The sequence below is a fragment of the Rhizobium sp. ERR 1071 genome, from assembly GCF_007828675.1.
GTDB classification, from domain to species: Bacteria; Pseudomonadota; Alphaproteobacteria; order Rhizobiales; family Rhizobiaceae; genus Rhizobium; species Rhizobium dioscoreae.
In genome coordinates, this window is record NZ_VITM01000004.1 from 394,735 (window position 1) to 419,426 (window position 24,692).

26 protein-coding genes are annotated in these 24,692 nt (G+C 60.5%); 15 read left to right on the top strand and 11 right to left on the bottom strand.

Annotated features, from left to right (window positions below; translation table 11 throughout):
• Positions 1-8: 8 nt before the first annotated feature.
• Positions 9-668, top strand: coding sequence for a peroxiredoxin (locus FBZ99_RS16535; protein ID WP_069614590.1), 660 nt, complete (start codon positions 9-11; stop codon positions 666-668).
• A 60-nt stretch (positions 669-728) separates the two neighbouring features.
• On the opposite strand, the gene FBZ99_RS16540 is transcribed toward FBZ99_RS16535, so the two are convergent.
• A complete protein-coding gene (locus tag FBZ99_RS16540) occupies positions 729-1,631 on the bottom strand; it encodes a LysR family transcriptional regulator (RefSeq protein WP_145634055.1) in 903 nt (300 codons plus the stop codon).
• 94 nt (positions 1,632-1,725) lie between these two features.
• On the opposite strand from FBZ99_RS16540, the gene FBZ99_RS16545 reads away from it, so the two are divergent.
• Entirely contained in the window at positions 1,726-2,760 is a 1,035-nt protein-coding gene (locus FBZ99_RS16545) for an aldo/keto reductase (RefSeq protein WP_113333198.1), read from the top strand.
• Between the two features lie 60 nt (positions 2,761-2,820).
• Here the strand turns inward: FBZ99_RS16545 and FBZ99_RS16550 are convergent, their stop codons facing one another.
• Positions 2,821-3,852, bottom strand: a complete 1,032-nt coding sequence (locus tag FBZ99_RS16550; RefSeq protein ID WP_113333199.1) for an aldo/keto reductase — start codon at positions 3,850-3,852, stop codon at positions 2,821-2,823.
• 260 nt (positions 3,853-4,112) lie between these two features.
• Here FBZ99_RS16550 and recX point away from each other — a divergent pair, with 260 nt between their 5' ends.
• Together recX and FBZ99_RS16560 are read left to right on the top strand one after the other, a co-directional pair.
• Positions 4,113-4,649, top strand: a complete 537-nt coding sequence (recX, locus tag FBZ99_RS16555; RefSeq protein WP_145634057.1) for a recombination regulator RecX — start codon at positions 4,113-4,115, stop codon at positions 4,647-4,649.
• A 61-nt stretch (positions 4,650-4,710) separates the two neighbouring features.
• Positions 4,711-5,328 carry a DUF922 domain-containing Zn-dependent protease gene (locus tag FBZ99_RS16560; RefSeq protein WP_145634059.1) on the top strand — a complete coding sequence of 206 codons (618 nt, stop codon included), beginning with the start codon at positions 4,711-4,713 and terminating at the stop codon, positions 5,326-5,328.
• 53 nt (positions 5,329-5,381) lie between these two features.
• Here FBZ99_RS16560 and FBZ99_RS16565 read toward each other — a convergent pair whose 3' ends face one another.
• The 5 genes from FBZ99_RS16565 to FBZ99_RS16585 are packed head-to-tail and all read right to left on the bottom strand — an operon-like array spanning position 5,382 to position 10,657.
• On the bottom strand, positions 5,382-6,107 hold the full coding sequence (locus FBZ99_RS16565) for a ribonuclease activity regulator RraA (protein WP_145634061.1): 726 nt from the start codon (positions 6,105-6,107) through the stop codon (positions 5,382-5,384).
• Positions 6,108-6,125: 18 nt separating this feature from the next.
• Complete coding sequence (gene araD, locus FBZ99_RS16570; RefSeq protein WP_145634064.1) at positions 6,126-7,862, bottom strand: L-arabinonate dehydratase; 1,737 nt, start codon at positions 7,860-7,862, stop codon at positions 6,126-6,128.
• 55 nt (positions 7,863-7,917) lie between these two features.
• Entirely contained in the window at positions 7,918-8,781 is an 864-nt protein-coding gene (locus FBZ99_RS16575) for an ABC transporter permease (protein WP_145318325.1), read from the bottom strand.
• A 3-nt stretch (positions 8,782-8,784) separates the two neighbouring features.
• A complete protein-coding gene (locus tag FBZ99_RS16580) occupies positions 8,785-9,600 on the bottom strand; it encodes an ABC transporter ATP-binding protein (RefSeq protein ID WP_113333203.1) in 816 nt (271 codons plus the stop codon).
• A gap of 52 nt (positions 9,601-9,652) precedes the next feature.
• Positions 9,653-10,657, bottom strand: a complete 1,005-nt coding sequence (locus FBZ99_RS16585) for an ABC transporter substrate-binding protein (RefSeq protein WP_145634066.1) — start codon at positions 10,655-10,657, stop codon at positions 9,653-9,655.
• 130 nt (positions 10,658-10,787) lie between these two features.
• Here FBZ99_RS16585 and FBZ99_RS16590 point away from each other — a divergent pair, with 130 nt between their 5' ends.
• The 5 genes from FBZ99_RS16590 (at position 10,788) to nadC (ending at position 15,930) form a co-directional block, all read left to right on the top strand.
• Positions 10,788-11,480, top strand: coding sequence for a GntR family transcriptional regulator (locus FBZ99_RS16590; protein ID WP_069614580.1), 693 nt, complete (start codon positions 10,788-10,790; stop codon positions 11,478-11,480).
• Between the two features lie 109 nt (positions 11,481-11,589).
• Complete coding sequence (locus FBZ99_RS16595; protein WP_113354392.1) at positions 11,590-12,492, top strand: NUDIX hydrolase; 903 nt, start codon at positions 11,590-11,592, stop codon at positions 12,490-12,492.
• A 69-nt stretch (positions 12,493-12,561) separates the two neighbouring features.
• Positions 12,562-13,533 carry a quinolinate synthase NadA gene (gene nadA, locus FBZ99_RS16600; protein WP_113354393.1) on the top strand — a complete coding sequence of 324 codons (972 nt, stop codon included), beginning with the start codon at positions 12,562-12,564 and terminating at the stop codon, positions 13,531-13,533.
• Entirely contained in the window at positions 13,530-15,071 is a 1,542-nt protein-coding gene (locus FBZ99_RS16605) for an L-aspartate oxidase (RefSeq protein WP_113354394.1), read from the top strand. The genes nadA and FBZ99_RS16605 overlap by 4 nt, the downstream gene beginning before the upstream one ends.
• 1 nt (position 15,072) lies before the next feature.
• Positions 15,073-15,930: a carboxylating nicotinate-nucleotide diphosphorylase gene (gene nadC, locus FBZ99_RS16610; RefSeq protein WP_113354395.1), complete on the top strand. Its 858-nt coding sequence runs from the start codon at positions 15,073-15,075 to the stop codon at positions 15,928-15,930.
• Positions 15,931-16,002: 72 nt separating this feature from the next.
• Here nadC and FBZ99_RS16615 read toward each other — a convergent pair whose 3' ends face one another.
• From FBZ99_RS16615 to FBZ99_RS16630, 4 genes are all read right to left on the bottom strand, one after another.
• A complete protein-coding gene (locus FBZ99_RS16615) occupies positions 16,003-16,416 on the bottom strand; it encodes a type II toxin-antitoxin system VapC family toxin (RefSeq protein WP_113354396.1) in 414 nt (137 codons plus the stop codon).
• Entirely contained in the window at positions 16,413-16,685 is a 273-nt protein-coding gene (locus FBZ99_RS16620; RefSeq protein WP_113333209.1) for a type II toxin-antitoxin system VapB family antitoxin, read from the bottom strand. Before FBZ99_RS16620 ends, FBZ99_RS16615 begins: the two co-directional genes overlap by 4 nt.
• 146 nt (positions 16,686-16,831) lie before the next feature.
• A complete protein-coding gene (locus FBZ99_RS16625) occupies positions 16,832-17,608 on the bottom strand; it encodes an SDR family oxidoreductase (RefSeq protein WP_145634068.1) in 777 nt (258 codons plus the stop codon).
• A 101-nt stretch (positions 17,609-17,709) separates the two neighbouring features.
• Complete coding sequence (locus FBZ99_RS16630; protein WP_113354398.1) at positions 17,710-18,570, bottom strand: MurR/RpiR family transcriptional regulator; 861 nt, start codon at positions 18,568-18,570, stop codon at positions 17,710-17,712.
• Between the two features lie 227 nt (positions 18,571-18,797).
• On the opposite strand from FBZ99_RS16630, the gene murA reads away from it, so the two are divergent.
• The 6 genes from murA to FBZ99_RS16660 all read left to right on the top strand — a co-directional run bounded on the left by murA (position 18,798) and on the right by FBZ99_RS16660 (position 24,660).
• Entirely contained in the window at positions 18,798-20,054 is a 1,257-nt protein-coding gene (gene murA, locus FBZ99_RS16635) for a UDP-N-acetylglucosamine 1-carboxyvinyltransferase (RefSeq protein ID WP_113354399.1), read from the top strand.
• A complete protein-coding gene (locus FBZ99_RS16640) occupies positions 20,051-20,947 on the top strand; it encodes an N-acetylglucosamine kinase (RefSeq protein WP_113354400.1) in 897 nt (298 codons plus the stop codon). Before murA ends, FBZ99_RS16640 begins: the two co-directional genes overlap by 4 nt.
• A gap of 98 nt (positions 20,948-21,045) precedes the next feature.
• On the top strand, positions 21,046-21,297 hold the full coding sequence (locus tag FBZ99_RS16645; RefSeq protein ID WP_095436838.1) for a type II toxin-antitoxin system Phd/YefM family antitoxin: 252 nt from the start codon (positions 21,046-21,048) through the stop codon (positions 21,295-21,297).
• Positions 21,294-21,743 (top strand): type II toxin-antitoxin system VapC family toxin, encoded by a 450-nt coding sequence (locus FBZ99_RS16650; protein ID WP_113354401.1) that lies wholly within the window; start codon positions 21,294-21,296, stop codon positions 21,741-21,743. Before FBZ99_RS16645 ends, FBZ99_RS16650 begins: the two co-directional genes overlap by 4 nt.
• Positions 21,744-22,135: 392 nt before the next feature.
• Positions 22,136-23,059: an N-acetylmuramic acid 6-phosphate etherase gene (murQ, locus tag FBZ99_RS16655; protein WP_113333215.1), complete on the top strand. Its 924-nt coding sequence runs from the start codon at positions 22,136-22,138 to the stop codon at positions 23,057-23,059.
• Positions 23,060-23,214: 155 nt separating this feature from the next.
• On the top strand, positions 23,215-24,660 hold the full coding sequence (locus tag FBZ99_RS16660; protein ID WP_233788594.1) for an ABC transporter substrate-binding protein: 1,446 nt from the start codon (positions 23,215-23,217) through the stop codon (positions 24,658-24,660).
• The last annotated feature ends 32 nt before the right edge of the window (positions 24,661-24,692 follow it).

Below are 24,692 nucleotides of genomic sequence, written 5' to 3' on the forward strand. Positions count from 1 at the left end.
GTAAGGCAATGAGTTTGCGCATCAACGATATCGCGCCGGATTTTACGGCCGAGACGACGCAGGGCGAGATTAAGTTCCATGACTGGATCGGTAATGGCTGGGCCGTGCTCTTCTCGCATCCGAAGAACTTCACGCCGGTCTGCACGACGGAACTCGGCGCCATGGCTGGCCTGGAAGGCGAATTCCGCAAGCGCGGCGTCAAGATCATTGGCATTTCCGTCGATCCCGTGGAGAGCCATGGTCGCTGGAAGAACGATATCAAGACGGCGACCGGCTTCGACGTCGACTATCCGCTGATCGGCGACAAGGATCTCAAGGTTGCCAAGCTCTATGACATGCTGCCGGCAGGTGCCGGCGAAAGCTCGGAAGGCCGCACGCCGGCCGACAATGCCACGGTCCGTTCCGTCTTCGTCATTGGCCCCGACAAGAAGATCAAGCTGATCCTCACCTATCCGATGACGACAGGCCGCAACTTCGGCGAAATCCTGCGCGCGATCGACTCGATCCAGCTGACATCCAAGCATCAGGTCGCAACACCGGCAAACTGGCAGCAGGGCGAAGACGTCATCATTACGGCCGCCGTCTCCAACGAAGACGCCATTACCCGCTTCGGCTCGTTCGATACGGTATTGCCCTATCTGCGCAAGACCCGGCAGCCGTCAGCCTGATCGGCGTGGTGACTGAGAGTTTTAGCTGATACGATGCGGCCCTGACGGCCGCGTCGCTTTTTACAGGTGAACATTCTCGCGCAAAAAATCCAGCAAGGTACGCACGCGCGCTGGCAGGGGGCCGCCTTGGCCGATATAGACGGCGTGGAATTCCTCGATATCGCCGGAATTGAATTCTTCCAGCAGGGGCTTTAGCCGCCCGGCCGCGATATCCGATTTGACGGTGAAGGCAGCAAGCCGCGCCAGGCCGGCACCGGCAAGCGCCAGATGCCGCATGGCTTCGCCGTCGCCCACCTGCAGGCTGCGCGCTGCCGGTACCGTCGCAACCTCGCCGTCAATGAGCAGCGGCCAGTCTTCGATGGCTCTGGAATAGCTAAAGCTGATGCGGCAATGTTTTGCCAATTCCGCGGCGGAGTGAGGCGTTCCATGCTTACGCAGATAGTCCGGCGAGGCGACGATGATATTTCGCGTCGCTCCGAGCTTGCGGGCCGTGAGGCTGGAGCTCTTCAGCGGCCCGGCGCGGATTGCGACGTCGGCGCGCTCCTCCATCAGGTCGATGACCCGGTCCGTATGGAAGATCTCCAGCGAGACATCGGAATGTAGCGCCATGAAGCTTGGAATGAGCGGAGCCAGCACATGATTGCCGAAGGAGCCGCTGGTGTTGATGCGGATATGACCGGCTACCTGCTCTCCCGCCGATGCGTGGCGTTCGGCTTCGGCAATATCGGCAAGAATGGCGACGCTGCGCTCGAAGAAGGCACATCCCTCTGGGGTAAGCTGCAGCCGTCGCGTCGAGCGATGGATAAGACGCGCACCGAGGCGCTTTTCAAGTCTCGTGACGAGCTTGCTGACGGCTGAAGGCGTCATGCGGCAGGCCCTGGCCGCGGCGGTGAAGCCGCCGAGTTCCACGGCGCGCACGAAGACTTCCATTTCCCCAGAACGATTGATCTCTTGACGGCTCATGATGAATTAAAATCATAAATCAGTTTCTTTCCGGCAATCTATATCACCTTCATCCGAGCGTCTATCTATCTGAAGAACCAATAGGAGACAGACCATGGAATACAGAAATCTCGGTGCTTCCGGCTTGCGCGTTCCGGTTCTCAGTTTCGGCGCCGGCACCTTTGCCGGCAGCGGGCCTCTCTTCAGCGCCTGGGGTTCGACGGATGCGGCGGAAGCGCGGCGTCTGGTCGACATCTGCCTGGAGACCGGCGTCAATCTCTTCGATACGGCCGATGTCTATTCGGCAGGCGCATCGGAGGAGGTGCTTGGCGAGGCGATCCGGGGTAAGCGAGATGCCGTGCTGATCTCGACGAAGACAGCTTTGCCGATGGGCGATGGACCGGCCGATTGGGGCAGCTCGCGTTCGCGCCTGATCAGATCGGTCGACGCCGCCCTGCGCCGGCTCGGGACAGATTACATCGACCTTTTGCAATTGCACGCCTTCGATGCCTCGACGCCGATCGAGGAAACGCTTTCCACCCTTGATGGCCTCGTGAAGGCGGGAAAGGTCCGCTACATCGGCGCTTCCAACTTCGCTGGCTGGGAGCTGATGAAATCGCTCGCGATCTCCGACAAGTACGGCTATGCCCGCCATGTCGCCCATCAGGTCTATTATTCGCTCGCCGGTCGCGATTACGAATGGGAGCTGATGCCGCTGGGTCATGATCAGAACGTCGGCGCCTTGGTCTGGAGTCCGTTGGCGTGGGGCAGGCTGACAGGCAAGATCCGTCGCGGACAGCCATTGCCGGAAAAGAGCCGCTTGCATGAGACCGCGTCATTCGGCCCGCCTGTTGATGACGAGAAGCTGTTCGATATCGTCGATGTGCTGGATGAGATCGCCGGCGAGACCGGAAAGAGCGTTCCACAGATCGCCCTCAACTGGCTCTTGAGCCGGCCAACGGTCGCAAGCGTGATCATCGGCGCGCGCAACGAAGAGCAGCTGCGGCAGAATCTCGGTGCGGTCGGCTGGACGCTTTCGAAAGAGCAGATCGAGAGGCTAGACAAGGTGAGCGAGATGACAGCGCCCTATCCCTATTTTCCCTATCGGCGACAGGAAGGCTTCGCCAGACTCAACCCGCCGCTGGTTTGACGCGGCAAGCGATCCGATGGCGGCGGCGAAGCAGGCAAATGCTTCGCCGCCGGATGTCATTTAACGGCCACCCTCGATCTTGCGATGGCGCTGGTTTCGGCCGCTTTCGCCATAAGGATAGGCGGCTGGTTGCGGCGCGCTGACCTCGTTCAGCCGGTCCATCTCCGCCTCCGACAGCGTCAGCTTGGCGGCGCCGAGATTGTCGGCAAGCTGTTCACGCGTGCGGGCGCCGAGAATGACTGACGTCACCGCCGGGCGTGCTGCCGTCCAGGCAAGAGCTACCTGTGCCATGGTCACATCTCGTGCCTTGGCGATTTCCTCGACAGCGGCAATGATTGCCCAGGTCCGTTCCTGCGCATTGCGCGGCGCAAAGGATTCGCTGCCGCGGTTGGGGTTCTCGCCAAGCCGCGTGGCGCCGGTCGGCATTTCGTCGCGCTTGTATTTGCCGGTCAGCCATCCGCCGCCGAGCGGCGACCAGGGAAGCAGGCCCATGCCGGCATCCAAGCAGGCATCGACGATCTCAAGTTCGATATCGCGAACGAGCAGGTTATATTGCGGCTGCAGCGTCACCGGTCGCGTATAGCCGCGCGCCTTGGCAATCTCGACCGCCTTGGCGATATGCCAGCCGACGTAGTTGGAGAGGCCGTAATAGCCGATCTTGCCGGCGCGCACGGCATCGTCGAGAAACCGCAACGTCTCCTCGATCGGTGTTAGGGCATCCCAGGCATGCATCTGATAGAGATCGATATGCTCGATGCCGAGACGGCGCAGGGAATCGTCCAGCGCCTGGCCGAGATGACGGCGCGACAGACCGAGATCGTTTGGTCCGTTGCCCATCGGAAAGCGGCCCTTGGTGGCAATCACGGCCTGGCGCGCTTCCGTCGGACGAGCCTTCAGCCAGCGTCCGATGATCTCTTCCGACTTGCCTGCACTATAGACATCGGCGGTGTCGATGAAATTGCCGCCCCATGCGAAATAATCGTCGAGAAGTTTATGTGATGCGGCCTCGTCTGCTTCCGCGCCGAAAGTCATGGTGCCAAGGCAATAGGCCGTGACAACGGCCCCGCTTGGGCCGAGCTTGCGATAATCCATTCCTGCCTCCTCTGAACGGAACGCTGGCACCCGATCGGCAAAGCTGTCGGGAAAGCCGCAGGCTCCGTGATCCATAGCAATGTGGTGCTTGAGACGGCCTCCACCGTCGATGGGGATTCGACGCTCGGCGTTTCAATGCCGTGGCCGCAGAGACACCATAGTCAATCATCCCATGATTACCAAGCGCATTCGTTGCCTGAGTGGCCTCGCTTGCGTAAAATTCTCCGTGATGATTCTTCTCTCGCCGAATGCTTCCCTTCATGGATGAAACGCCGACAAGCCGTATGCTTTCCTGGGCACGCAACTCCACCATCTATCGTCTCGAGCGCCGGATGATGACGGAAAAGCAGCTGTTCGACGCGATCACCAAGAAAGCTAAACAGAAGTTCGAGGATATCAGCGACGCACAGATCAAGGCGCTTGCCGATTTCGCCGTTAAATTCGCTTACGAACTGAAAGTCCTCGACGATGTCGCTTTTGCCGAGATCAGCACGCGCTCGGCCGTTCGTTCCGGCAAATCGAAGAAAGCCATCGCCTTTAAGCTTGCTTCCAAGGGCATCAGTGGTGAAACGGTTGACGCGGCCGTGGAGGAGGTCGACGATCTCCATTCCGCCGTCATCTTTGCCAGGAAGCGTGGTTTCGGCCCGTTCCGGCGCGGCGATCTCGATGAGAAGCGCAAGGCAAAGGAACTATCCGCCTTCGCCCGCAACGGTTTCAGCTTCGCAGTCGGCAAAAAGGTCTTCGAGATGGAGCGAGAGGATGCCGAGGAACTGTTGCTGTCGGCCTCGGCATTCTGAAGATCGATGCTCATTGAAATAGCTGAGGTCACCCGCTAGCTTTGCCGCGCTTGAGTGGGGCATGCAGGGGACGTTCGTGAAAGCAGTCATTCGATTACTGGCAGCGGTGACGTGCGTTGCCTCTTTGCCGATGGCCGCCCATGCCGAGTGGCAGGCGGTCGAGACGACCAAGACCTACGCGATTGCCGGAACATCGGGGCGCGAACTCTACGATTCCATAGGCGAGCGCGGTCCATTGCTCGGACCCAAGGTCAGGGCGATTGCGCATACCGATTTCAAGCTGACCTGGACTCGGAAATATGAGTTGCAGCCGGACGGCGCCTGCATGATCACGGTCAACATACCGAAGCTGATCATCACCTACACCTTGCCGAAACCCCCGGCGCAATTGCCCGCTTCGACCCGAAAAAGCTGGCAGAAATTCATCGCCGGGGTCGAAGCCCACGAGCGGGTGCATGGCGGCTTCATCAAGGACATGGTCAGGGAAATCGAGACCATGAGCGTCGGCTTTTCCGTGCCCGACGACCCGAAATGCAGCAAGATCCGCGTGGAGCTGACGAAGCGGCTCGGTGAGATTTCCAACAGGGAACGGCAGCGCAACAGCGATTTCGATAGGGTCGAATTCAGCGATGGCGGCAATCTCCAGCAGCTCGTTCTGAAGCTGGTCAAGGAAGAGTAATTGAGGGTGACGCAGCCGGACGTATCCGCCGGCTGCGTCACCCAATATGTGCCTTATCGACCCTTCTGCTTCCGCCATTCGGCGAACTTCTGTTTCGGAGCGTCGCTGGTTGCCGGGTAGAGGCCGATGATGGTCGCGCCGTTCATGACCTCTTCGGTAACGAAATCCTCATAGGCTGTCATTTCCACGGTCTCAGTGGCGATCTCATCGGCGAGGTGCGCGGGAATGACGATGACGCCCTCATTGTCGCCGACGAGAACGTCGCCGGGGAAAACCGCGACATCGCCGCAGCCGATCGGGCCATTGATTTCGATGGCCTGATGCAGCGTCAGGTTCGTCGGCGCGGACGGGCGGTGATGATAGGAAGGGATATCGAGGGCGGCGATTTCCGGACTGTCGCGGAAGCCGCCATCGGTGACGACACCGGCCACGCCACGCACCTGCAGCCGCGAGACCAGTATGGAGCCAGCGGAGGCAGCGCGTGCATCCTTGCGGCTATCCATGACCAGCACGAAGCCGGGCGGGCATTGCTCGACGGCGGCGCGCTGTGGATGTTCCGGGTTGCGGAAGACTTCGAGCGTGTTCAGGTCCTCTCGCGCCGGAATATAGCGCAGCGTGAAAGCCTGGCCGACCATGTTCGCCTTCTTCGGCGAAAGCGGCCGCACATCCTGGATGAACTGGTTGCGCAGGCCGCGCCGGAAAAGTGCGGTGGCGATCGTCGGTGTTGCGACGCCTATCAGCTTGTCGCGCGTCTCTTTGCTCAGCACGTAATTGCTCATGCGATATATCCCTCGTGATCAATAGATGTCTGGTTCGCCCGGCGTCGGGCCGAAGCCGGTTTCCAGGAAGTCGAAATCGCAGCCGGTATCGGCCTGCGCCACATGGCGCGAGAACATCCAGCCATAGCCGCGGCCGAATTTTTCCGCCGGCTTGACCCAGGCGTCGCGCCGGCGCTGCAGCTCGTCCTCATCAACAAGCATGTCGACGCGCCGTGCTTCGAGGTCGAGGCGAATGATATCGCCGTTGCGCAGCAGCGCCAGCGGGCCGCCGACATGGGATTCCGGCGAGACGTGCAGGATGCAGGCGCCATAGCTGGTACCGCTCATGCGGGCATCCGAGAGGCGGAGCATATCCCTGTGCCCTTTCTTCAGAAGCGCCTTCGGGATCGGCAGCATGCCCCATTCGGGCATGCCGGGACCGCCTTGCGGGCCGGCACCGCGCAGCACCATGACGTGATCGGGCGTAATGTCGAGATTTTCATCGTCGACCGCCGCCTTCATCTCCGGATAGCTGTCGAAGACGAGCGCTGGCCCTTGATGCTTGTGAAAGCGCGGATCGCAGGCGGCCGGCTTGATGACGGCACCGGTCGGTGCAAGGTTACCCTTCAGCACCGCAAGCGACCCCTCATGATAGACCGGATTGTCGAGCGAGCGGATCACGTCGTCATTGTAGCATTTCGCCCCCTCCAACGTTTCGCCGAGGGTGACACCGGAGACTGTTAGCGCCGAAAGGTCGAGCTTCGGGGAGAGCTTCGCCATCAGCGCGCGCAGACCGCCGGCATAATAGAAATCCTCCATGAGATAGGTCTTGCCGGTGGGCCTGATATTGGCAAGCACGGGAGTCGTGCGCCCGGCCTTGTCGAGATCGTCGAGCGAGAGATTGACGCCGGCGCGGCGTGCCATCGCGATCAGATGGACAACGGCATTGGTGGAACAGCCTGTCGCCATCGCGACAGCAACGGCATTGTTGACGGCGGCTTGCGTGACGATCTTTGAGGGGACCAGATCTTCCCAAACCATCTCGACGATACGTCGACCGACAGCTGATGACATGCGGATATGATTGGCGTCCGGCGCGGGGATCGAGCTGGCGCCGGGCAGGGTAAGGCCCAGTGCTTCGGCGATTGCCGTCATCGTGCTTGCCGTGCCCATGGTCATGCAGTGACCGTAGGAGCGGGCAATACCGGCCTCGACATCGACCCATTCTTTCTCCGAGATGGTGCCGGCGCGGCGCTCGTCCCAGAATTTCCAGGCGTCGGATCCGGACCCTAGATATTCGCCGCGATAATTGCCGCGCAGCATCGGGCCGGCCGGGAGGTAGATCATCGGCAGCCCCATGGAGAGCGCGCCCATGACGAGGCCGGGCGTGGTCTTGTCGCAGCCGCCCATCAAGACGGCACCATCGACCGGATGCGACCGCAACAGCTCCTCCGCCTCCATCGCCAGCATGTTGCGATAGAGCATGGTCGTCGGCTTCACATAGCTTTCCGAAAGCGACAGGGCGGGCAGTTCCAGCGGAAAGCCGCCGGCCTGCAGGATGCCGCGCTTCACATCCTCGACGCGATGCTTGAAATGCGCATGACACGGATTGGCGTCGGACCAGGTGTTCAGGATGGCGATGACGGGCTTATCGGTCCATTCTTCGGGCGCATAGCCCATTTGCATGGTGCGCGAGCGATGCCCCGAGCTTCTGAGATCATCAGGCGCAAACCATCTGGCGCTGCGTAAATCCTGGGGCTTCTTCCTGCTGTTCATTGTATTGACGCCTTGTATTCGGATGTTGGTCGAAGGGATAAATCCGTGCGCCGCATCATTCCTTCATGCCCCATTTTAGCAGGGTGCGCCGCTCGATGGTCTGGAAGACCAGGTTTTCGACAATAAGCCCGATGACGATCACAGTCAGCAGGCCGGCAAAGACCGAGGGGATATCGAGAAGATTGCGGTTTTCGAAGATGAACCAGCCGAGGCCGCCCTGGCCGGAGGAGACGCCGAAGACGAGCTCGGCGGCGATCAGCGTGCGCCAGGAAAAGGCCCAGCCGATTTTCAGGCCGGTCAGGATCGACGGAAAGGCGGCGGGGATCAGGATGCGGAAGACATAGGATAGCCCCGTCAGCCCGTAATTGGCACCGACCATGCGCAGAGTGCGCGAGACCCCGAGAAAACCGGCATGCGTGTTGAGCGCGACAGCCCATAGGACGGAGTGGATAAGCACGAAGACGAGGCTTGCTGGACCGAGGCCGAACCAGATGAGCGCGAGCGGCAAGAGCGAGATGGCCGGCAGCGGATTGAACATCGCCGTCATGGTTTCGAGGAAATCGGTGCCGATGCGGGTGTTGATCGCAACGACCGTCAGGACGGCGGCGAGCACCGTTCCCGAGACGTAGCCTGTCACCAGTATCTTCAGCGTGGTCCAGATGCGGGCCGGCAGCACACCGTCGGCAAACCGGTCGTAAAGCGCCGTCAGCGTGTCGCTCAACGTCGGAAACAGCAGCGGATTGTCGAGATGCCGGGCATAGGCCTCCCATATGACGGCGAGGACAACGATCAGCAATGACTTGCGGAAAAGGCCCGACTGCCAGAGGAGCTCGATCGTGCCGAGCTTTTGTTCGACGGCTGCGATATGGCCGGCCGTTTCCGGTGACTGCGGCGCAAGGATAATCTGCGGTGCGCTCATGGATTACTCCCTGTGCCCCTGTTCGGCAAACAGCATGTGATGGATCTCCTGCTCCAGCTTGGCGGCGGCTGTGGGGTCGTCGCGGACGGCCTCCACATCGCGCACCTCGGCCTTGACCCGACCGGGATGCGGCGACAGCAGCAGGATACGATTGGAGATCTTGATCGCCTCGGCGATCGAATGGGTGACGAAGATGACGGTAAAGCGTGTATCTTCCCAGAGCTGCAAGAGCTCGTCCTGCATCTGCCGGCGGGTGAGGGCATCGAGCGCTGCGAAAGGCTCGTCCATCAGCAGGATATCAGGCTGCATCGCCATGCCGCGGGCAATCGCGACACGCTGTTTCATGCCGCCGGACAGCATGTGCGGATAGGTATCGACCGCACGTGTGAGCTTGACTTTCTCGATATAATCGCGGGCGATCGCCTCAGCTTCGCTACGCGGCAGGCGGCGGGCTGTCGTCAGTGGGAACATGACGTTTTCAAGCACCGTCTTCCAGGGGAGCAACTGGTCGAATTCCTGAAAGACCATCATGCGGTCGGCGCCTGGTTTCTTGACCGGTTGCCCCTTGATTTCGATCCGGCCTGCCGTCGGTGTCATATAGCCGCCGATCGCCTTCAGCAGCGTCGATTTTCCGCAGCCCGAGGGGCCGAGGAGGACGAAGCGATCGGACTGGCCAACGGAGAAGCTGACATTTTCCGTCGCGGTGATCAGCAGGTTCGGCGTCTTGTAGCGAAGCGTCACCCTGTCGACATTCAGAAGCGGTGTCGCGGTCATTGTTTCCGTCATCGGCATGTCAGCACGCGTTTTTGCCTGAAGCATGGGCCTTCTCCGTGAGCTGGCTTGAAGGCGGCATTCGCGCCGCCCGTAGACATCAGTTGCCATTGAGATCGGCGGCTTCCGGCAGGTAGTAGTCGGTCCAGGCCTTGGGCATGGTCTTCAGCGTACCGATCTTGTGGAGGTGCGCCGCGAACTTCATCGTTCCCTGCGGATCCATGCGGAACTCCATCATGTGCGGCTCGTTCAGGATCGCCAACAGGTCTTCGACGCTGGTCTTGTCGCCGCTGACGGTCTTGTAGGCTTCCACCGCCGATTTCGGATCCTTCTTGATGAAGTCGATCGCTTCAGCCGTCGCCTCGCGTACCGCCTTGATGATCGTCGGGTTGGCGCTTGCAAACTGCGTCGTGGTGAAGAAAGTGCCCTGGGTCAGCTCGCCGCCGATGATGTCGCGAGAATCGATGACTTTGTGAACGCCCGGCTGCTTCAATTCCAGATATTGGAAGGGTGGGGCGGAGAAGTGGTTCTTGACCTCATGGGTCTGGTTGGCGAGCGCTGCCATCGCGTCGGGGTGACCGAGCTGCACCGTATTGGCGTCGAACTTGTGTACCTGGTCGTCGCCATACATTTGCGCGGCGGCCATCTGCAGCAGAATTGCCTGCGTGGAGACGCCGACCGTCGGCACCGCGATCTTGTCGCCGGCCTGAATATCCTTCAACGACTGGATGCGCGGCTCGCGCGAAACCATGATGACCGGCTGGGCCGAATTGGTAACGATGCCCTTGACCTTGCCTCTGGTGCGGTCCCAAAGCAGCAGCAGATTGCCGGTGCCGGTGTTGACGATGTCGACATTGCCGGACAGCAGCGCGTCGGTCTGCGCGCCGCCACCGCTGAAGGTCCGCCATTCCACCTTGACGCCCTGTAGGCCGTCTGCGGCCGCGTGCTTCTCGATCAGCTTCTGCGTTTCCATGACGTGACTGGCGAGATAGAGAATGCCGGGCTGGCGCGTGATCGAAATATCCGTCTTTTCGGCTGCTCCGGCTGAAAAGCTGCCCGCAATCACCATGCCGACCGCAGTCAGACAGCGAAGAAATCCTCTCATTTGCTCCTCCCGATTGATCCAACCTTTGAGAAAGGAGGTTGGCGTCGGTTCACTAAAGCACTAATGTATCAGTGCATCAAGCCCTGAATTGTGTTTAATGAGCAGACGCTCTTGCCCAGAAAGGCCGCCAGTGAAGCTCAATCCGAAAGAATTTGCCCTCGATCGCTCCCGCCAGGTCGCGCCTCAGATTCTCGAGATCCTGCGATCGCGCATTCTTTCGATGAGCCTGCCGCCAACGACGGTCTTGTCGCGCATCTCGCTGCAAAGCGAATTCAATGTCAGCCAGACTCCCGTGCGCGATGCCCTGATCCGGCTTGAGGAGGAGGGGCTTGTGGAGGTCTATCCGCAATATGCGACTGTCGTTGCGAGGATCGATATCCGCAACGCAACCGAGGCGCATTTCCTGCGATTGTCGATCGAACTGGAGGCTGTCCGCAGGCTGGCTGCGGATTCGCCTGCGGAAACCGCAGCAATCCTCGAAGGCATCCTGGCTCGCCAGAAGCATGTGGCGTCACAGGAAACCTATGATCTCTTCGACATGCTCGACAAGGATTTCCATCGCGTTCTCTACGAGCGGGCCGGCATTCTCGGCCTCTGGTCCACGGTCCGGCGCCAAAGCGTGCATCTCGACCGGCTGCGCATGCTCAACCTGCCCATGCCGGGCAAGCTCGAGCAGATCATTGTCGATCATCAAGCCGTGGTCGATGCTATCAGCTCGGCCGATGCGGAGGCCGCCGTTGCCGCTTTGCGCCGGCATTTGTCAGGCACCTTGTCGATCGTCGATCTTATTTGCGAACAATATCCGGATTATGTGAGCCGTTAGCCTATCGGCTTTTCGGACCGATGTGAGGTGTGGAGCGCGCCGACCCGCGGATTGGCTTATGCGTCGCTTCATGCGACAAAGTCGCAGGGAAACAATTCATGGAGTTTGCTTGACCATCGGGCTTGCGCATGCCGAGTTGATCGCGGTTTTGACGGCTGTTACGGGCGGCGATCCAAGGGTGATGACGGTGCGGTCGGGCGATGCCTTGCCATCCGGTCCGTTTGAACTCGGACACCGCACGCTGCAAAGCGGGTTGCGCGAATGGGTTCAGGAGCAGACGGCCCATCCCGTCGGCTATCTGGAGCAGCTTTATACCTTTGCCGATCGCGACCGAAACAACGAAATTCTCGGCGGTCGCACGATTTCGATCAGCTATCTGGGGCTGGTGCGCGAGCAGGCAGCCCCTGGCGGCGGGATGCCGGGCTGGCACGGCTGGTACGAATATCTTCCCTGGGAGGATCATCGAGATGGCCGGCCGCCGATTCTCGACAATATCGCCGCTCGGCTCACATCCTGGGTCGAGGAGGACGCGACGCGCAGCAGCCAGCGCCGTCGGCGGGCCGACTTCGACTTCGGGCTGAATGGTGCGGCGTGGAACGAGGATCTTGTCCTGCAGCGTTATGAACTGCTCTATGAGGCGCGTCTCGTCGCCGAGGCGGGCTGCGATCTCAAGCACAATTTCGGTCGGTCGATGTTTGCCGATCATCGCCGCATCCTTGCGACGGGCATGGCGCGGCTCAGGGCCAAGATCAAATATCGGCCTGTGGTGTTCGAACTCATGCCCGAGAATTTTACGCTGCTACAATTGCAGAAGACGGTCGAGGCGCTGGCCGGGCTGACGCTGCACAAGCAGAATTTCCGCCGGCTGATTGAGCAGCAGGAACTGGTCGAGGAAACAGGCGGTACTGAAAGCGAGACCGGCGGCCGTCCGGCCAAGCTCTTCCGCTTCCGTCGCGCCGTGCTCGAAGAACGCGAATTCGCCGGAACGAAATTACCGCTCTCCCGCAATTGACATATGCTCACGCTGAGAATATCTATTTGCTCATGATATACTCAAAATGAGTATAATAAGGAGCCGGCCATGAATCTTCCCGTATCCGCATCTTCCCTTTACGATCGCGTCAGCCGCGTCATTCCCAAAGCTGAATGGCTGACTTTTCAGGATGACGTCGAGGCGATCCTCGAATTGAAGCGGCGGCACAATGCCGTCATTCTCGCTCACAACTATCAGACGCCGGAAATCTTCCATGGCGTTGCCGATATCGTCGGCGACAGCCTCGCGCTTGCGCGGAAGGCCGTGGAGGTCGATGCCGATATCATCGTCCTGGCCGGTGTGCATTTCATGGCCGAGACGGCCAAGCTGCTGAACCCGGAAAAGACGGTTCTGATCCCGGATATGGAAGCGGGCTGCTCGCTGGCGGAATCGATCACGCCGGAAGATATCGCGCTGCTGCGTCAGGCTCATCCGGGCGTTCCGGTGGTCACCTATGTCAATACGTCGGCAGCCGTAAAAGCGGCGTCAGATATCTGCTGCACTTCGGGCAATGCCCGGCAGGTGGTGGAATCGCTCGGCGTGCCGAAGGTGCTGATGCTGCCGGACGAATATCTGGCGCGCAACGTCGCACGCGAAACCAATGTCGAGCTCATCGCCTGGCATGGGCATTGCGAAGTCCACGAGCTCTTCACCGCGGACGATATCCGCCAGCTTCGCGAGAATTATCCCGGCGTGACCGTACTGGCCCATCCGGAATGCCCGCCTGATGTCGTCGAAGCCGCCGATTTCGCCGGTTCTACCGCCGTCATGTCTGACTATGTCGGCAAGAAGCACCCGTCGCGTGTGGTGCTGCTCACCGAATGTTCGATGAGCGACAATGTCGCCGTGCATCACCCGGATGTCGAATTCATCCGGCCCTGCAATCTTTGCCCGCACATGAAGCGCATCACGCTTGGCAATATTCGCAAGGCCCTGGAAGAGGGGCGGCATGAGGTGACGATCGACCCGGCAATTGCCGCAGACGCCCGCCGCGCAGTGGAAAGGATGCTGGCGATATGAGCGAGATTCGTGAAGACTTGAGCGGCCGCATCGTCATCGTCGGCAGCGGCCTCGCCGGATTGATGACGGCGCTGACGCTGGCTCCCGAACCAACCGTGATTATTACCCGCGCCTTGATCGGCGCGGAGACCTCAAGTGCCTGGGCGCAAGGTGGCATCGCCGCCGGCATAGGTGAGGGCGACAGCGCGGCCCTGCATCTTGCCGATACGCTCGCTGCTGGCGATGGACTTTGCGATGCAAAGGTCGCGGCAAGGATCGTTGCAGAAGCCCCTGCGGCCATCGCGGCGCTGGAGCGCTTCGGCGTCGAGTTCGACCGCAACGATGCCGGCGAATTGTCACTCGGTCTCGAAGCTGCACATTCGCTTCGGCGTATCGTGCATTCCAAGGGCGATGGCTCGGGTGCCGCCATCGTTCGCGCACTTGCCGAGGCGGTCGCCCGCACGCCGTCGATCACAGTGCTCGAGGGCTATCAGGCGCAGCGGCTGCTGCTGGATGGGGATCGTGTCGCCGGCCTTTTGTGCCTGACCAGCAAGGGCAACGTCATCTTGCCGTCCTCCCGTATCGTCCTTGCCACGGGCGGCATCGGCGGCCTCTTCGATGCCACGACCAATCCGGTCGGCAATTTCGGGCAGGGGATTGCGCTTGCGGCACGGGCAGGGGCACGGCTTGCCGATATGGAATTCGTGCAATTCCATCCGACTGCGCTCGATAGTCGCAGGCGTCCGCTGGCGCTTGTCAGCGAAGCGGTTCGCGGCGAAGGCGCGCTCCTCGTCAATGAGAGCGGCGAGCGCTTCATGGCCGGTGTCGAAGGTGCCGAGCTTGCGCCGCGCGATGTGGTCGCACGCGCGATCAGCGCGGAAATCGCCCGCGGCGGTCGGGTCTTCCTCGATGCGCGAGGCGCGCTCGGCAATCGTTTTGCCACACGCTTTCCAGTCATCGAGGCCCTTTGCCACGAGGCAGGCGTCGATCCTGCGAGCGATCTCATCCCGGTGCGTCCGGCGGTCCACTATCATATGGGTGGCGTTGCGACCGACGAGAACGGCCGCAGTTCGGCTCCCGGCCTATGGGTGGTGGGCGAGGCGGCTTCCACCGGCCTGCACGGCGCCAACCGCCTTGCCAGCAACTCCCTGCTGGAGGCTGCGGTCATGGGTATGCGGGCGGCGCACGATATCGCCGGCACGGATGCAAGCCCCGCAAGATTGCAGAAGCAACTTCCCGAGACATTTGCGCCAGACCTGACGTTCGTCCGGCCGATCGCGTCGCGCCATCTCGGTGTGCTGCGCAACGCAGGTGCCATCCATGGTGCGATTGCCGCACTCCTGCCGCTTTGCGAGAGCGAAGGGCCAGCGACAGACCCCGCGCTGGTGGCCCTGCTGATCGCCGTCTTTGCGAGCCTCAGGACGGAGTCGCGCGGTGCCCATGCGCGCACCGATTTTCCGCTGAAACTGCAATATGCGCAGCGCCGCATGATGAACCTTTCCGACGCCTTGGATATTGCCAGGTCCGTCACCCCCTATTCGCTCGCAAGGAGTGCCTGACATGACGCTTGCTCCCCTCCCGCGCCTGATCGTTGAGCCACTGGTGCGCAATGCATTGGTCGAAGATCTCGGCCTCGCCGGCGACATCACATCTACGGCCGTCATCCCGGCGGAACATCGGTCCCGCGTTGCTATGGTCACCCGCCAGCCGGGCGTTATCGCAGGTCTCGACGCCGCTGAACTTGCCTTCCAGCTGGTCGATCCCACCATTGTCATGACCCGTCACGTGCCAGACGGTACCAAGGTGGAAGCGGGCGAGGTCATCGCGACGATCGAAGGGCCATCCCGCGGCCTGCTGACGGCGGAACGCACCGCGCTCAACTTCCTCGGTCATCTCTCTGGTATCGCCTCCGTGACGGCCGACGTCGCCGAGGCGATCGCAAGCACGAAGGCCTCGATCGTCTGCACGCGCAAGACGACACCTGGTCTTCGGGCGCTGGAAAAATACGCCGTGCGCGCCGGCGGCGGCATGAACCATCGCTTCGCGCTCTATGACGCGGTATTGATCAAGGACAATCACGTCGCCATTGCCGGAGGCATCACTGAAGCCATTCGCTGCGCCAAGGCGGGCGTGGGTCATATGGTCAAGATCGAGGTCGAGGTGGATACGCTGGAGCAACTTCGCGAAGCGATGCAGGAGGGCGTCGACGCCGTGTTGCTCGACAACATGACGCCGGATCAACTGCGCGAGGCGGTCGATATCGTCGGCGGCCGGGCCATCACCGAAGCCTCGGGCCGCATCACGCCGGCGACGGCTTCCGCAATCGCGGCCTCCGGCGTCGATCTCATCTCCGTTGGCTGGCTGACTCACAGTGCTCCGACGCTCGATATCGGGCTGGATTGGAAGGCAGCGGCCTGAGGTAGGGTAAGTTCCGCATTTTGGAGGGCCGGTAACGCGAGGTTACCGGCTCTCCAGCTTCCAGTTGGTCATTTACTTCATCAATGCGGATCGCACGTCGGTCAACGCAAAATCATCTCCGACATAGAGCAGAGGGGCTGAATGTCGTTTGGCAAGAGCATAGGCGAAGCAATCACCGAAATTCAGGCCGCCTCGCGTGCCGAAACCCTTGCCGTATTCCACACGGGCCTTCATCGCGGCTCGCGCGAGATCTTCATCTATCGAGGCAATCTCGATGCGGAATTCGGTTAAAAATTCATCCAGATCGGCAATCGCTTCATGCCGGTCTCCCTCTTTGATCCTGCCCGCCATGACTGTTCCGGCCTCGACGTAATTCACAGCCGATATGAGACGCTGAGCGTCCGTCTGAAGGGCCATCATGCAGTCTGGAGCTTCCGCCTCCTCGAACATGATCGCAATGATGGCAGACGCATCAACGATCATCATCGGGGGAAATCGAGGTCTTCAGCTGTGTCGCCGACCGCTTCATCCCATTCCTGTTTCGTGACGGGCCGGCGGTCGTAGCGGCTGGCGCGCCCGCGAACGAAATCTCTCATGCGGGCAATATAGTCGCCCTCCGCCTCCTGCTTGGCGCGCAGCCGTTCAAGCCGCTCGCGCATGGCCTGGGTAATGGCGTCGGTCATGGTTTCGCCGGTCAGGCGGGATAATTCCCGCGCCAGCCGATCCGCTTCTTCGGTCTTGATGCTCAACGCCATGGCCGCGATCTTTCTAGATGAGTGATCTAGATAGCACGCATATATCGCTTCTTCAATGCAAAAGGGTCCCGATCAAGTTGAGCCCGGTCAACACGTAAGCCAAATTGACTTCTTGATTCTGATGCGACCAAGCCTCTGTTCAGTTTTCACACAACGACCGGCACTTGCGCGCCGTCCATGCTGATCACGACGCCGGTGACATAGCTTGCTTTGGCCGAACTCAGGAAAGCAACGACATTGGCAATGTCGGCGGGGTCTGCCATGCGGCCGATCGGAATACGCTTCAGCGCATCGACTAGCGCCTCCTTCTCGGTCGAGCCGGAAGCCTTCGCGGCTGCTTTGAGACCCTCGGCGACTCGATCCGTTTCGGTGAGGCCGGGGTTGAGGCCGACGACGCGCACACCTTTGCCGGCATAGGCGTTAGCAAGCCCGACGCTCGCGAGCATCAGGGCGGCATTGGCCGATCCTCCGGCCAAATGGACGGGCGAGGCGACCTTGCCGCCGTTGCCGATGATATTGATGACGGTACCTGAGCCGCGTGTGCCCATGCGCTTGATGACGGGATCGATCACATTGATGTAGGAAAAGTATTTCGCATCCATCGCAGCGCGCCAGATGGCGGGCGTCAGCTTGTCGGCGGGCGTGCGCGCTGCGGCACCGGCGCTGTTGACGAGGATGTCGATCGGGCCGATTTCCGTTTCGACCTTGTTCACCACGGCAAGCGCCTGTTCATCGGAGATCAGGTCGGCGGCATAGCCGCGCGCACCAGGAAGCCGGGAAAGCGCGGCGTCGATATTCGACTGTGAGCGCGAGCAGATCGCAACCCGTGCACCTTCCTGCAGGAAGAGTTCAGCACAGGCGAAGCCGATGCCCTTGGAGCCGCCCGTGATCAGAACGACTTTATCCTTGAGGCCGAGGTCCATGGAATGTCTCCGGTATGATTTGCTTGGATCGCCAAGCTACGTCCCGAAATCACCACCGTACAGGGTCGCGGTCGTCACAGCTTGGTTACCGGAGCGCGATCTTATGAAAGACGCTTGGCCTTCAGCACGGAAACGGCCGTCTCGCTGTTATGGACATAATCGTTGGCATCAGGCTGACGCTGCACCAGGAGAATGAACAGCAGGTCGGTCAGCATCAGCTGTGCATCGCGGGCGGTAATCGCCGACGAGCGCACGCGATCCTCGTCGCCGACGGTATGGAGGCAGATATCGGCGACGCGGGCAAGCGGATTATCCTGCAGCCCGGTGACGGCAATGACGGTTGCCTGGCGCTGGCTTGCCAGCTCCGCAATCCGCAGTGTCTCGATGCTGGCGCCGGAATAGGACAGCGCAAAGAGCAGGTCGTCAGGCCCAAGCGTCGATGCATTGGCCATCTGCACATGGCTGTCGCTGTCATGCAGCACGTTACGGCCGAGCTTCATCAGCTTATAGGAAAAGTCGCGCGCGACCAGCGACGAGGCGCCGACCCCGGCCAGATGGATGCGCCGGGCATCATGAAGCGCCTCGAGCGCCTTTTCGATATCGGCTTCGTTGTTGACGGAAATGGTCTGCTGCATGGCCTGCATCTTGCTGCCGAGCAGCTTCTGCAGGATTGTGAGATAGCCGTCGCCCACTTCGATCGTGCCGTGGATCATGCCGGCCGGCGCCTGCCATTCCTGCGCTTTCGCCTCGCTGACGGCCAGCTTCAGCTCTTGATAGCCGGCATAGCCGAGTTTCTGGCTGAATTTCACGACGCTCGACTGGCTGCGGCCCGTTTCAACAGCAAGTGCTGCGGAAGAAAGGCGCAGCATCTGGTCGGGATTGTCGATGATGAACTGACCGATCTGGCGATCGGCGGGGGCCATGCTTTCCAGCTGCGCGCTGATTTTCTTTAAGATCGACATTTGTCCCTTCGAGCCGTCAAGGCCGCTTTACCCACCCACACGAGCGCACCAAAAATAGCATCCGGTTCAAGCTCGGCAATCTCGCTTCGTGCGATCGGACGTTATCACAGCAGGTTGGAATAAAAAATTCCAAATCTGGTTGACAGCATGGAATGACCGATTAGTCTTTGGGGGAAACGCGTGAAGGACTCGTGGCGTCCTTACCTTTTCCTCGACGGATTTTCATCATGGACAGACTTCGCATCTCCGGCGGCAGACGGTTGCAGGGCGCGGTGACCATCGCGGGTGCCAAGAACGCCGCCTTGCCGCAGATCGCCGCAGCGCTTTTGAGCCCGCATCCGCTGGAGCTCACGAACCTGCCCGCCGTCAGCGACGTCGAGAATATGCTCGGCGTTATTGCGCTGCACGGCGCCAAAATCACTCGCGGGCCGCACGGCACAACGATCGATGCGAGCGAAATCGTCTCGAAAGAGACGTCCTACGATACGGTCAGGCGCATGCGGGCGACCGTTCTTGTGCTGGCGCCGCTGCTAGCCCGCTTCGGCCATGCGCGTGTTTCCCTTCCGGGCGGCTGCGCCATCGGAGCCCGGCCCGTCGATATGCATATCAAGGCGCTGGCGACTTTGGGCGCCGATATCGCGATCGAAAGCGGCCTGATCGTCGCCTCGGCGCCGAATGGGCTGAAGGGCGCGCGGATCGTGCTGAGCTCCCCATCCGTCGGCGCGACGGAGACGGCCATAATGGCCGCCTGCGCGGCCAAGGGCGAAACCGAGATCCTGAATGCCGCCCGTGAGCCGGAGGTGGCTGATCTCGCGGCTTGTCTTTGCGCCATGGGTGCGCGGATCGAAGGAGCCGGCACACATCGTATTCTCATCGACGGCGACACCAGCTGGCGCCCTGCCAAGCATCACGGTATTCCCGACCGAATCGAGGCGGGAACCTATGCCGTAGCGGCTGCGATCACCGGCGGCCAGCTCGAGCTCATTCATGCGCGGTTGGAAAATCTGGCCTCGGTCGTCCAGGCGCTCGAAGCCATGGGTGTCAGCGTCTGGCCCAGCGACCGAGGCCTTGTCGTCTCCAGGGATGGCCCACTCAAGGGAGCCGATATCACCACCGAACCCTATCCGGGTTTTCCAACTGATCTGCAGGCGCAGTTCATGGCTCTGGCCTGCTGCGCCGAAGGCGCGTCGTTGATCCGCGAAACGGTATTCGAAAACCGTTTCATGCATGTGCCGGAGCTGACGCGGCTCGGCGCCAACATCACCCTGCAGGGCACGACGGCACTGGTGCGCGGCGGGGCGCCGCTCAAGGGCGCGCAGGTGATGGCGACGGACCTCAGGGCATCCGTGTCGCTGGTTCTCGCCGCCCTCGTGTCCAAGGGCGAAACCATCGTCAACCGCGTCTATCATCTTGATCGTGGCTATGAGCAGCTTGATCGCAAATTGCGTCTCTGCGGTGCCGATATCGAACGGCTGACATCATGACCGCCCCATCGGAAAACGCTCCCTATTTCCTCGGCATCGATGGCGGTGGCACCGGCTGCCGGGCTCGCATCGAGGATGTCGAGGGCACGGTTTTAGGGCAGGGATTGTCCGGGCCGGCAACGACCCGGTTAGGGATTGACGAAGCGTGGGCATCGATTTCGCGCGCCTTCGATGCCGCTATCGAGGAGGCGGGGCTGAGTGCCTCCGATCTTGGGCGCATCCATGTCGGTGTCGGGTTGGCCGGGATCGGCCGCAAAGGCGCCCTTGCCGCGCTGAAGGCGATAGAACACCCCTTCGCCAGTATCGATTTCATCAGCGACGGGGAGGGCGCCTGCCTCGGCGCCCATTCCGGTCGCGATGGTGCCATCGTCATTGCCGGGACGGGCTCCATCGGGCTCGGTCTCGTCGAAGGCCGGCAATTGCGGGTCGGCGGCTATGGTTTTCCGATTTCGGATGAGGGTAGTGGCGCTTATCTCGGTCTGAAAGCGGTTCAGCTTGCACTGCGCGCGCATGACGGTCGCGAACAGAAGACCGCATTGCTGGCCGAAATCATGCAGCGCTTCCAGAACGATCCGATGGAGGCGGTCGCCTGGATGGACCGGGCTTCGGCCACGGACTACGCGGCTCTTGCGCCCATGGTCCTGCGACATGCCGATCAGGGCGATGCCGCCGCACGGCGAATCGTGCAAAGTGCGGCCGGCCATATCGATACGCTGGTTCGCACCCTGTTCGAAAAAGGTGCACCGCGCGTCTGCCTGCTCGGCGGTCTCGCAAGTCCACTTGAACCGTGGCTCTCGCCCGATGTACGCCGCCGCTTGAAACCCATCGATGGTGACGCCGTATCCGGTGCGATCATTCTGGCAAGACGAGCTGTTTGCGGTCGTACTGAATGATTGCGGGCATACAATAAACGTCTTTCTCTTCCCCCTTGATTCCGTCGACGGCAGGTCCTATTTTGACTATATATGGTCATTTTCGATTGAGGGCCGTGATGTCAACAATTAGCGTAGCAGAAGCAAAGGCAGGCTTTGCCAATCTGGTCGATGAAGCTGCCAATGGTGATTTTGTCACCATTACGCGCCACGGGAAGCCCGCTGCCGTACTTGTGTCGGTCGAAGCGGCAGAGGCCGCAAAGAAGGCTTTGGAGAAGCCAAAGCCGAATTTCGGGGATTTCCTGCTCACCTTTCCCGGTGGTGTCGATCTAGATCGAAACTCGTCAAAAATGAGGGACGTTGATCTGTGACAGGGTACCTGCTCGATACGAATATTATCAGCAGGTTTGCACCGGATAAGGTGCCGCCCTCCGATGCCATCCGGATCTGGTTCCACAGTCAGGGCGAAGCCGATGCGCTCTTTCTGTCGGCCATGTCTGTCTCGGAGACCGAAAAGGGAATACGCTCTCTTCATCGCCGTGGCGCGACTGAGCGAGCCAAGCGTCTCTCTGACTGGCTCAATTTCATCATGGACAGTTTCAGTGATCGTATCCTACCCATGGATACGGTGGTTGCGCGGATCGTCGGCGCTCTGGAAGACGATGCCCTGAGCAAGGGTCACAATCCCGGCCTCGGCGACATTATCATTGCAGCGACGGCGCGGGCTTATGACCTGACCGTCATTACCGAGAACTTGCGGCACTTCCAGCCGCTCGATGTATCGGCTGATCTTCCGGCGGTTTTCAGATCGGAATGATCGCTATCTCCACAATGAATAGCAACCAGCGCGACGATGGCGACCTCCTCTACGATTAAGCTGACCGAGCCGCAGCGCTAGCTGACGCAGTCGGCAAATTACACATGCCGCTGTGTGCTGCCTCGCATAATCGCAGTGGTGAATTTGCGTGGCAGAAGTGGAATATTTTATTCCTTTGTAGATTGACGAAAGGAATAATCAGACATAGTGTTAACCAAGGTAAACAGGGAGTGGGCAGGAAGCGAAGCCGAAAAAGGCCGTCCGAGCCCAGGCTGAATTTGATCGGCCGTCTGACTGAAAGCCGACCCTTGCTGCGGTGTGTTCGATATTAGAATGATCGAACTTGCCCCTGCGAGCTATTGATATCGAAGCGTTATTTCGCGAGCAGGCCCATGACAGAACAGACGTTGATATCCGAACTGGAACAATTGGTTTCCGAAGGGCGCAATCCGAATACGATGCATATCGATCTATTGCCGACTTTCGATATCTTGCGTGAAATCAATTATGAGGATCAGACGGTGCCTCTCGCCGTCGAGAAGGTCATTCCGGCGATTGCCGCCGCCGTCAATCAGATCGTCGCCGCCTTCCAGAAGGGCGGACGGCTGATCTATATGGGGGCCGGCACCAGCGGCCGTCTCGGCGTTCTGGATGCCTCCGAATGCCCGCCCACCTTCAGCGTGCCGCCGGATATGGTCATCGGATTGATTGCGGGCGGCCCGGATGCGCTGCGCCGTTCGATCGAAGGCGCGGAGGACGATCCGGTACAGGGGCGTCAGGCGCTGGAAGAGATCAATCTCACCAAGGATGATGTGGTCGTCGGCATCGCCGTCAGCGGCCGCACACCCTATGTGATCGGCGGCCTGAACTATGCCAAGAGCATTGGCGCTTTCACGGTCGCACTATCCTGCAATCCCAATTCCATCATCGCCGGCATCGCTGATCTGGCGATCTCGCCTGTTGTCGGCCCGGAAATCCTGACCGGCTCGACCCGTCTGAAATCCGGCACGGCACAGAAACTCATTCTCAACATGCTGACGACGGCGAGCATGATCCGCATCGGCAAGAGCTATCAGAACCTGATGGTCGACGTCAGCGCCAGCAACAAGAAGCTGGTGGCGCGCGCTTCGCGCATCGTCATGCAGGCGACCGGCTGTACGCAGCAGGAAGCGCGCCGTGTGCTCGACCTGACCGGCAATGACGTCAAGCTAGCCATTCTCATGGAAATTACCGGGATGGGCATTGAAGAAGCCCGCGTGGCATTGCAAAACGCTGATGGATTCCTGCGCAAGGCCATCAACGCCAGGACTGCTTGAGACAACCGTCGCAGCTAACCGCGACGGCAATCAATGGCCAAAATCGGCCGGGGACATTTAAAAAATTTGGAGGACTGAAAGTGGAAGGGAATTTTGGAAAGAAGCTGATTTCAGGCGTGGCGCTGGTCGTGGGGATCGGTCTGGCGACGGTTGCGATGCCTGTGGAGGCAGCGACGTTGCGCATGGCATGGTCGCAGGACGCAACCGGTCTCGATCCGCATAAGCAGACCGCCTTCTCCTCCATCCGCCTGCTGGAGCTGATCTATGAGCCGCTGGTTCGCCTGGACGGCAATCTGCAGATCGTGCCCGGTGTCGCTGAAAGCTGGCAGTTCTCGCCCGACGGCAAGCAGTTGACCTTCAAGCTCAACGCAAAGGCCAAATTCCAGAACGGCGCAGCCCTCACGTCGGCCGACGTCAAGGCTTCCTTTCAGCGCATTCTCGATCAGGCGACCGGTGCCGTCGCCCGCGCGAACTTCCTGTCGATCGCAAGTATCGATACGCCCGATGCCACAACCGTCGTCTTCAACCTGTCGCAGCCCGACGTCCCGCTTCTGACGGCCATGACGAGCCTCAACGCTGCCATCGTACCGGCAAGCGAGATTTCCGCCGGCACTATCGGCACCAAGGCGACCGGTTCCGGGCCCTTCAAGCTTGACAGCTGGGTTCCGAACGCCAAGGAAGTCTTGAGTGCCAATAAGGATTGGGCAGGCGGCGCCACCGGCGTCGACGGCATCAACATCAGCGTGCTGCCGGATGAAACCGCGATCCTTGCCTCGCTCCGCACCGGCCAGATCGATTTCGCGCTTCTGAACGATCCGCTCGTCGCAACGCTTGTGCCGAAGGAGTCGAAGCTGCAGCTCACCCGCACGCCGGTGCTCTCCTACAACGTTCTGCAGCTCAATCCCTCGCGCAAGCCGATGGATCAGTTGGCCGTGCGCCAGGCGATCTCGTGTGCCATCGACCGCAAGGATGTGATGGACACCGCAGCTCTCGGCGAAGGCAAGGTGACCGGGCCACTGACGATGCCGCTCTATGCGACCGATCCCAGCAAGCTCTTCTGCTACACGCGCGATATTGCCAAGGCGAAGAAGCTGATGGCCGATGCCGGCTTTGCCAACGGCTTTTCGGCGACTGTGATCGCCGCAACCGGCGAGCCGCCGACGGCCACGGCCGAGGCGCAGGTCATTCAGTCGCAGCTCGCCGAAATCGGCATCAAGCTCGATATCAAGGTGATGGAACTCAACGTCTATGTCGACACCTGGCTGAAGGGCAATTTCGACATGGCGGTGGCACTTAATGGCGGCAGTGCCGACCCTTATTCAATGTATAACCGTTACTGGACCAAGACCGGCAACCTGCAGAAGGTCGCCAACTATATCGATGATACGCTGGATAGCCTGATGCAGAAGGGCCGCGCCGAAACCGATCCGACCAAGCGCAAGGAGATCTTCGCCGAGTTCGAAAAGCATCTTGCCGAAGTCTCGCCCTGGATCTGGCTCTATACGGCCTACGGCTACACGGCCGAGCAAAAGAACGTCGAAGGCTTCGTGCCGACGCCGACCGGCTCGCTGTTCGGTCTGAGCAAGGTTTCGATTAAGTAACGACGATCGGGAGCTAGAGCATTTCCTTTTCA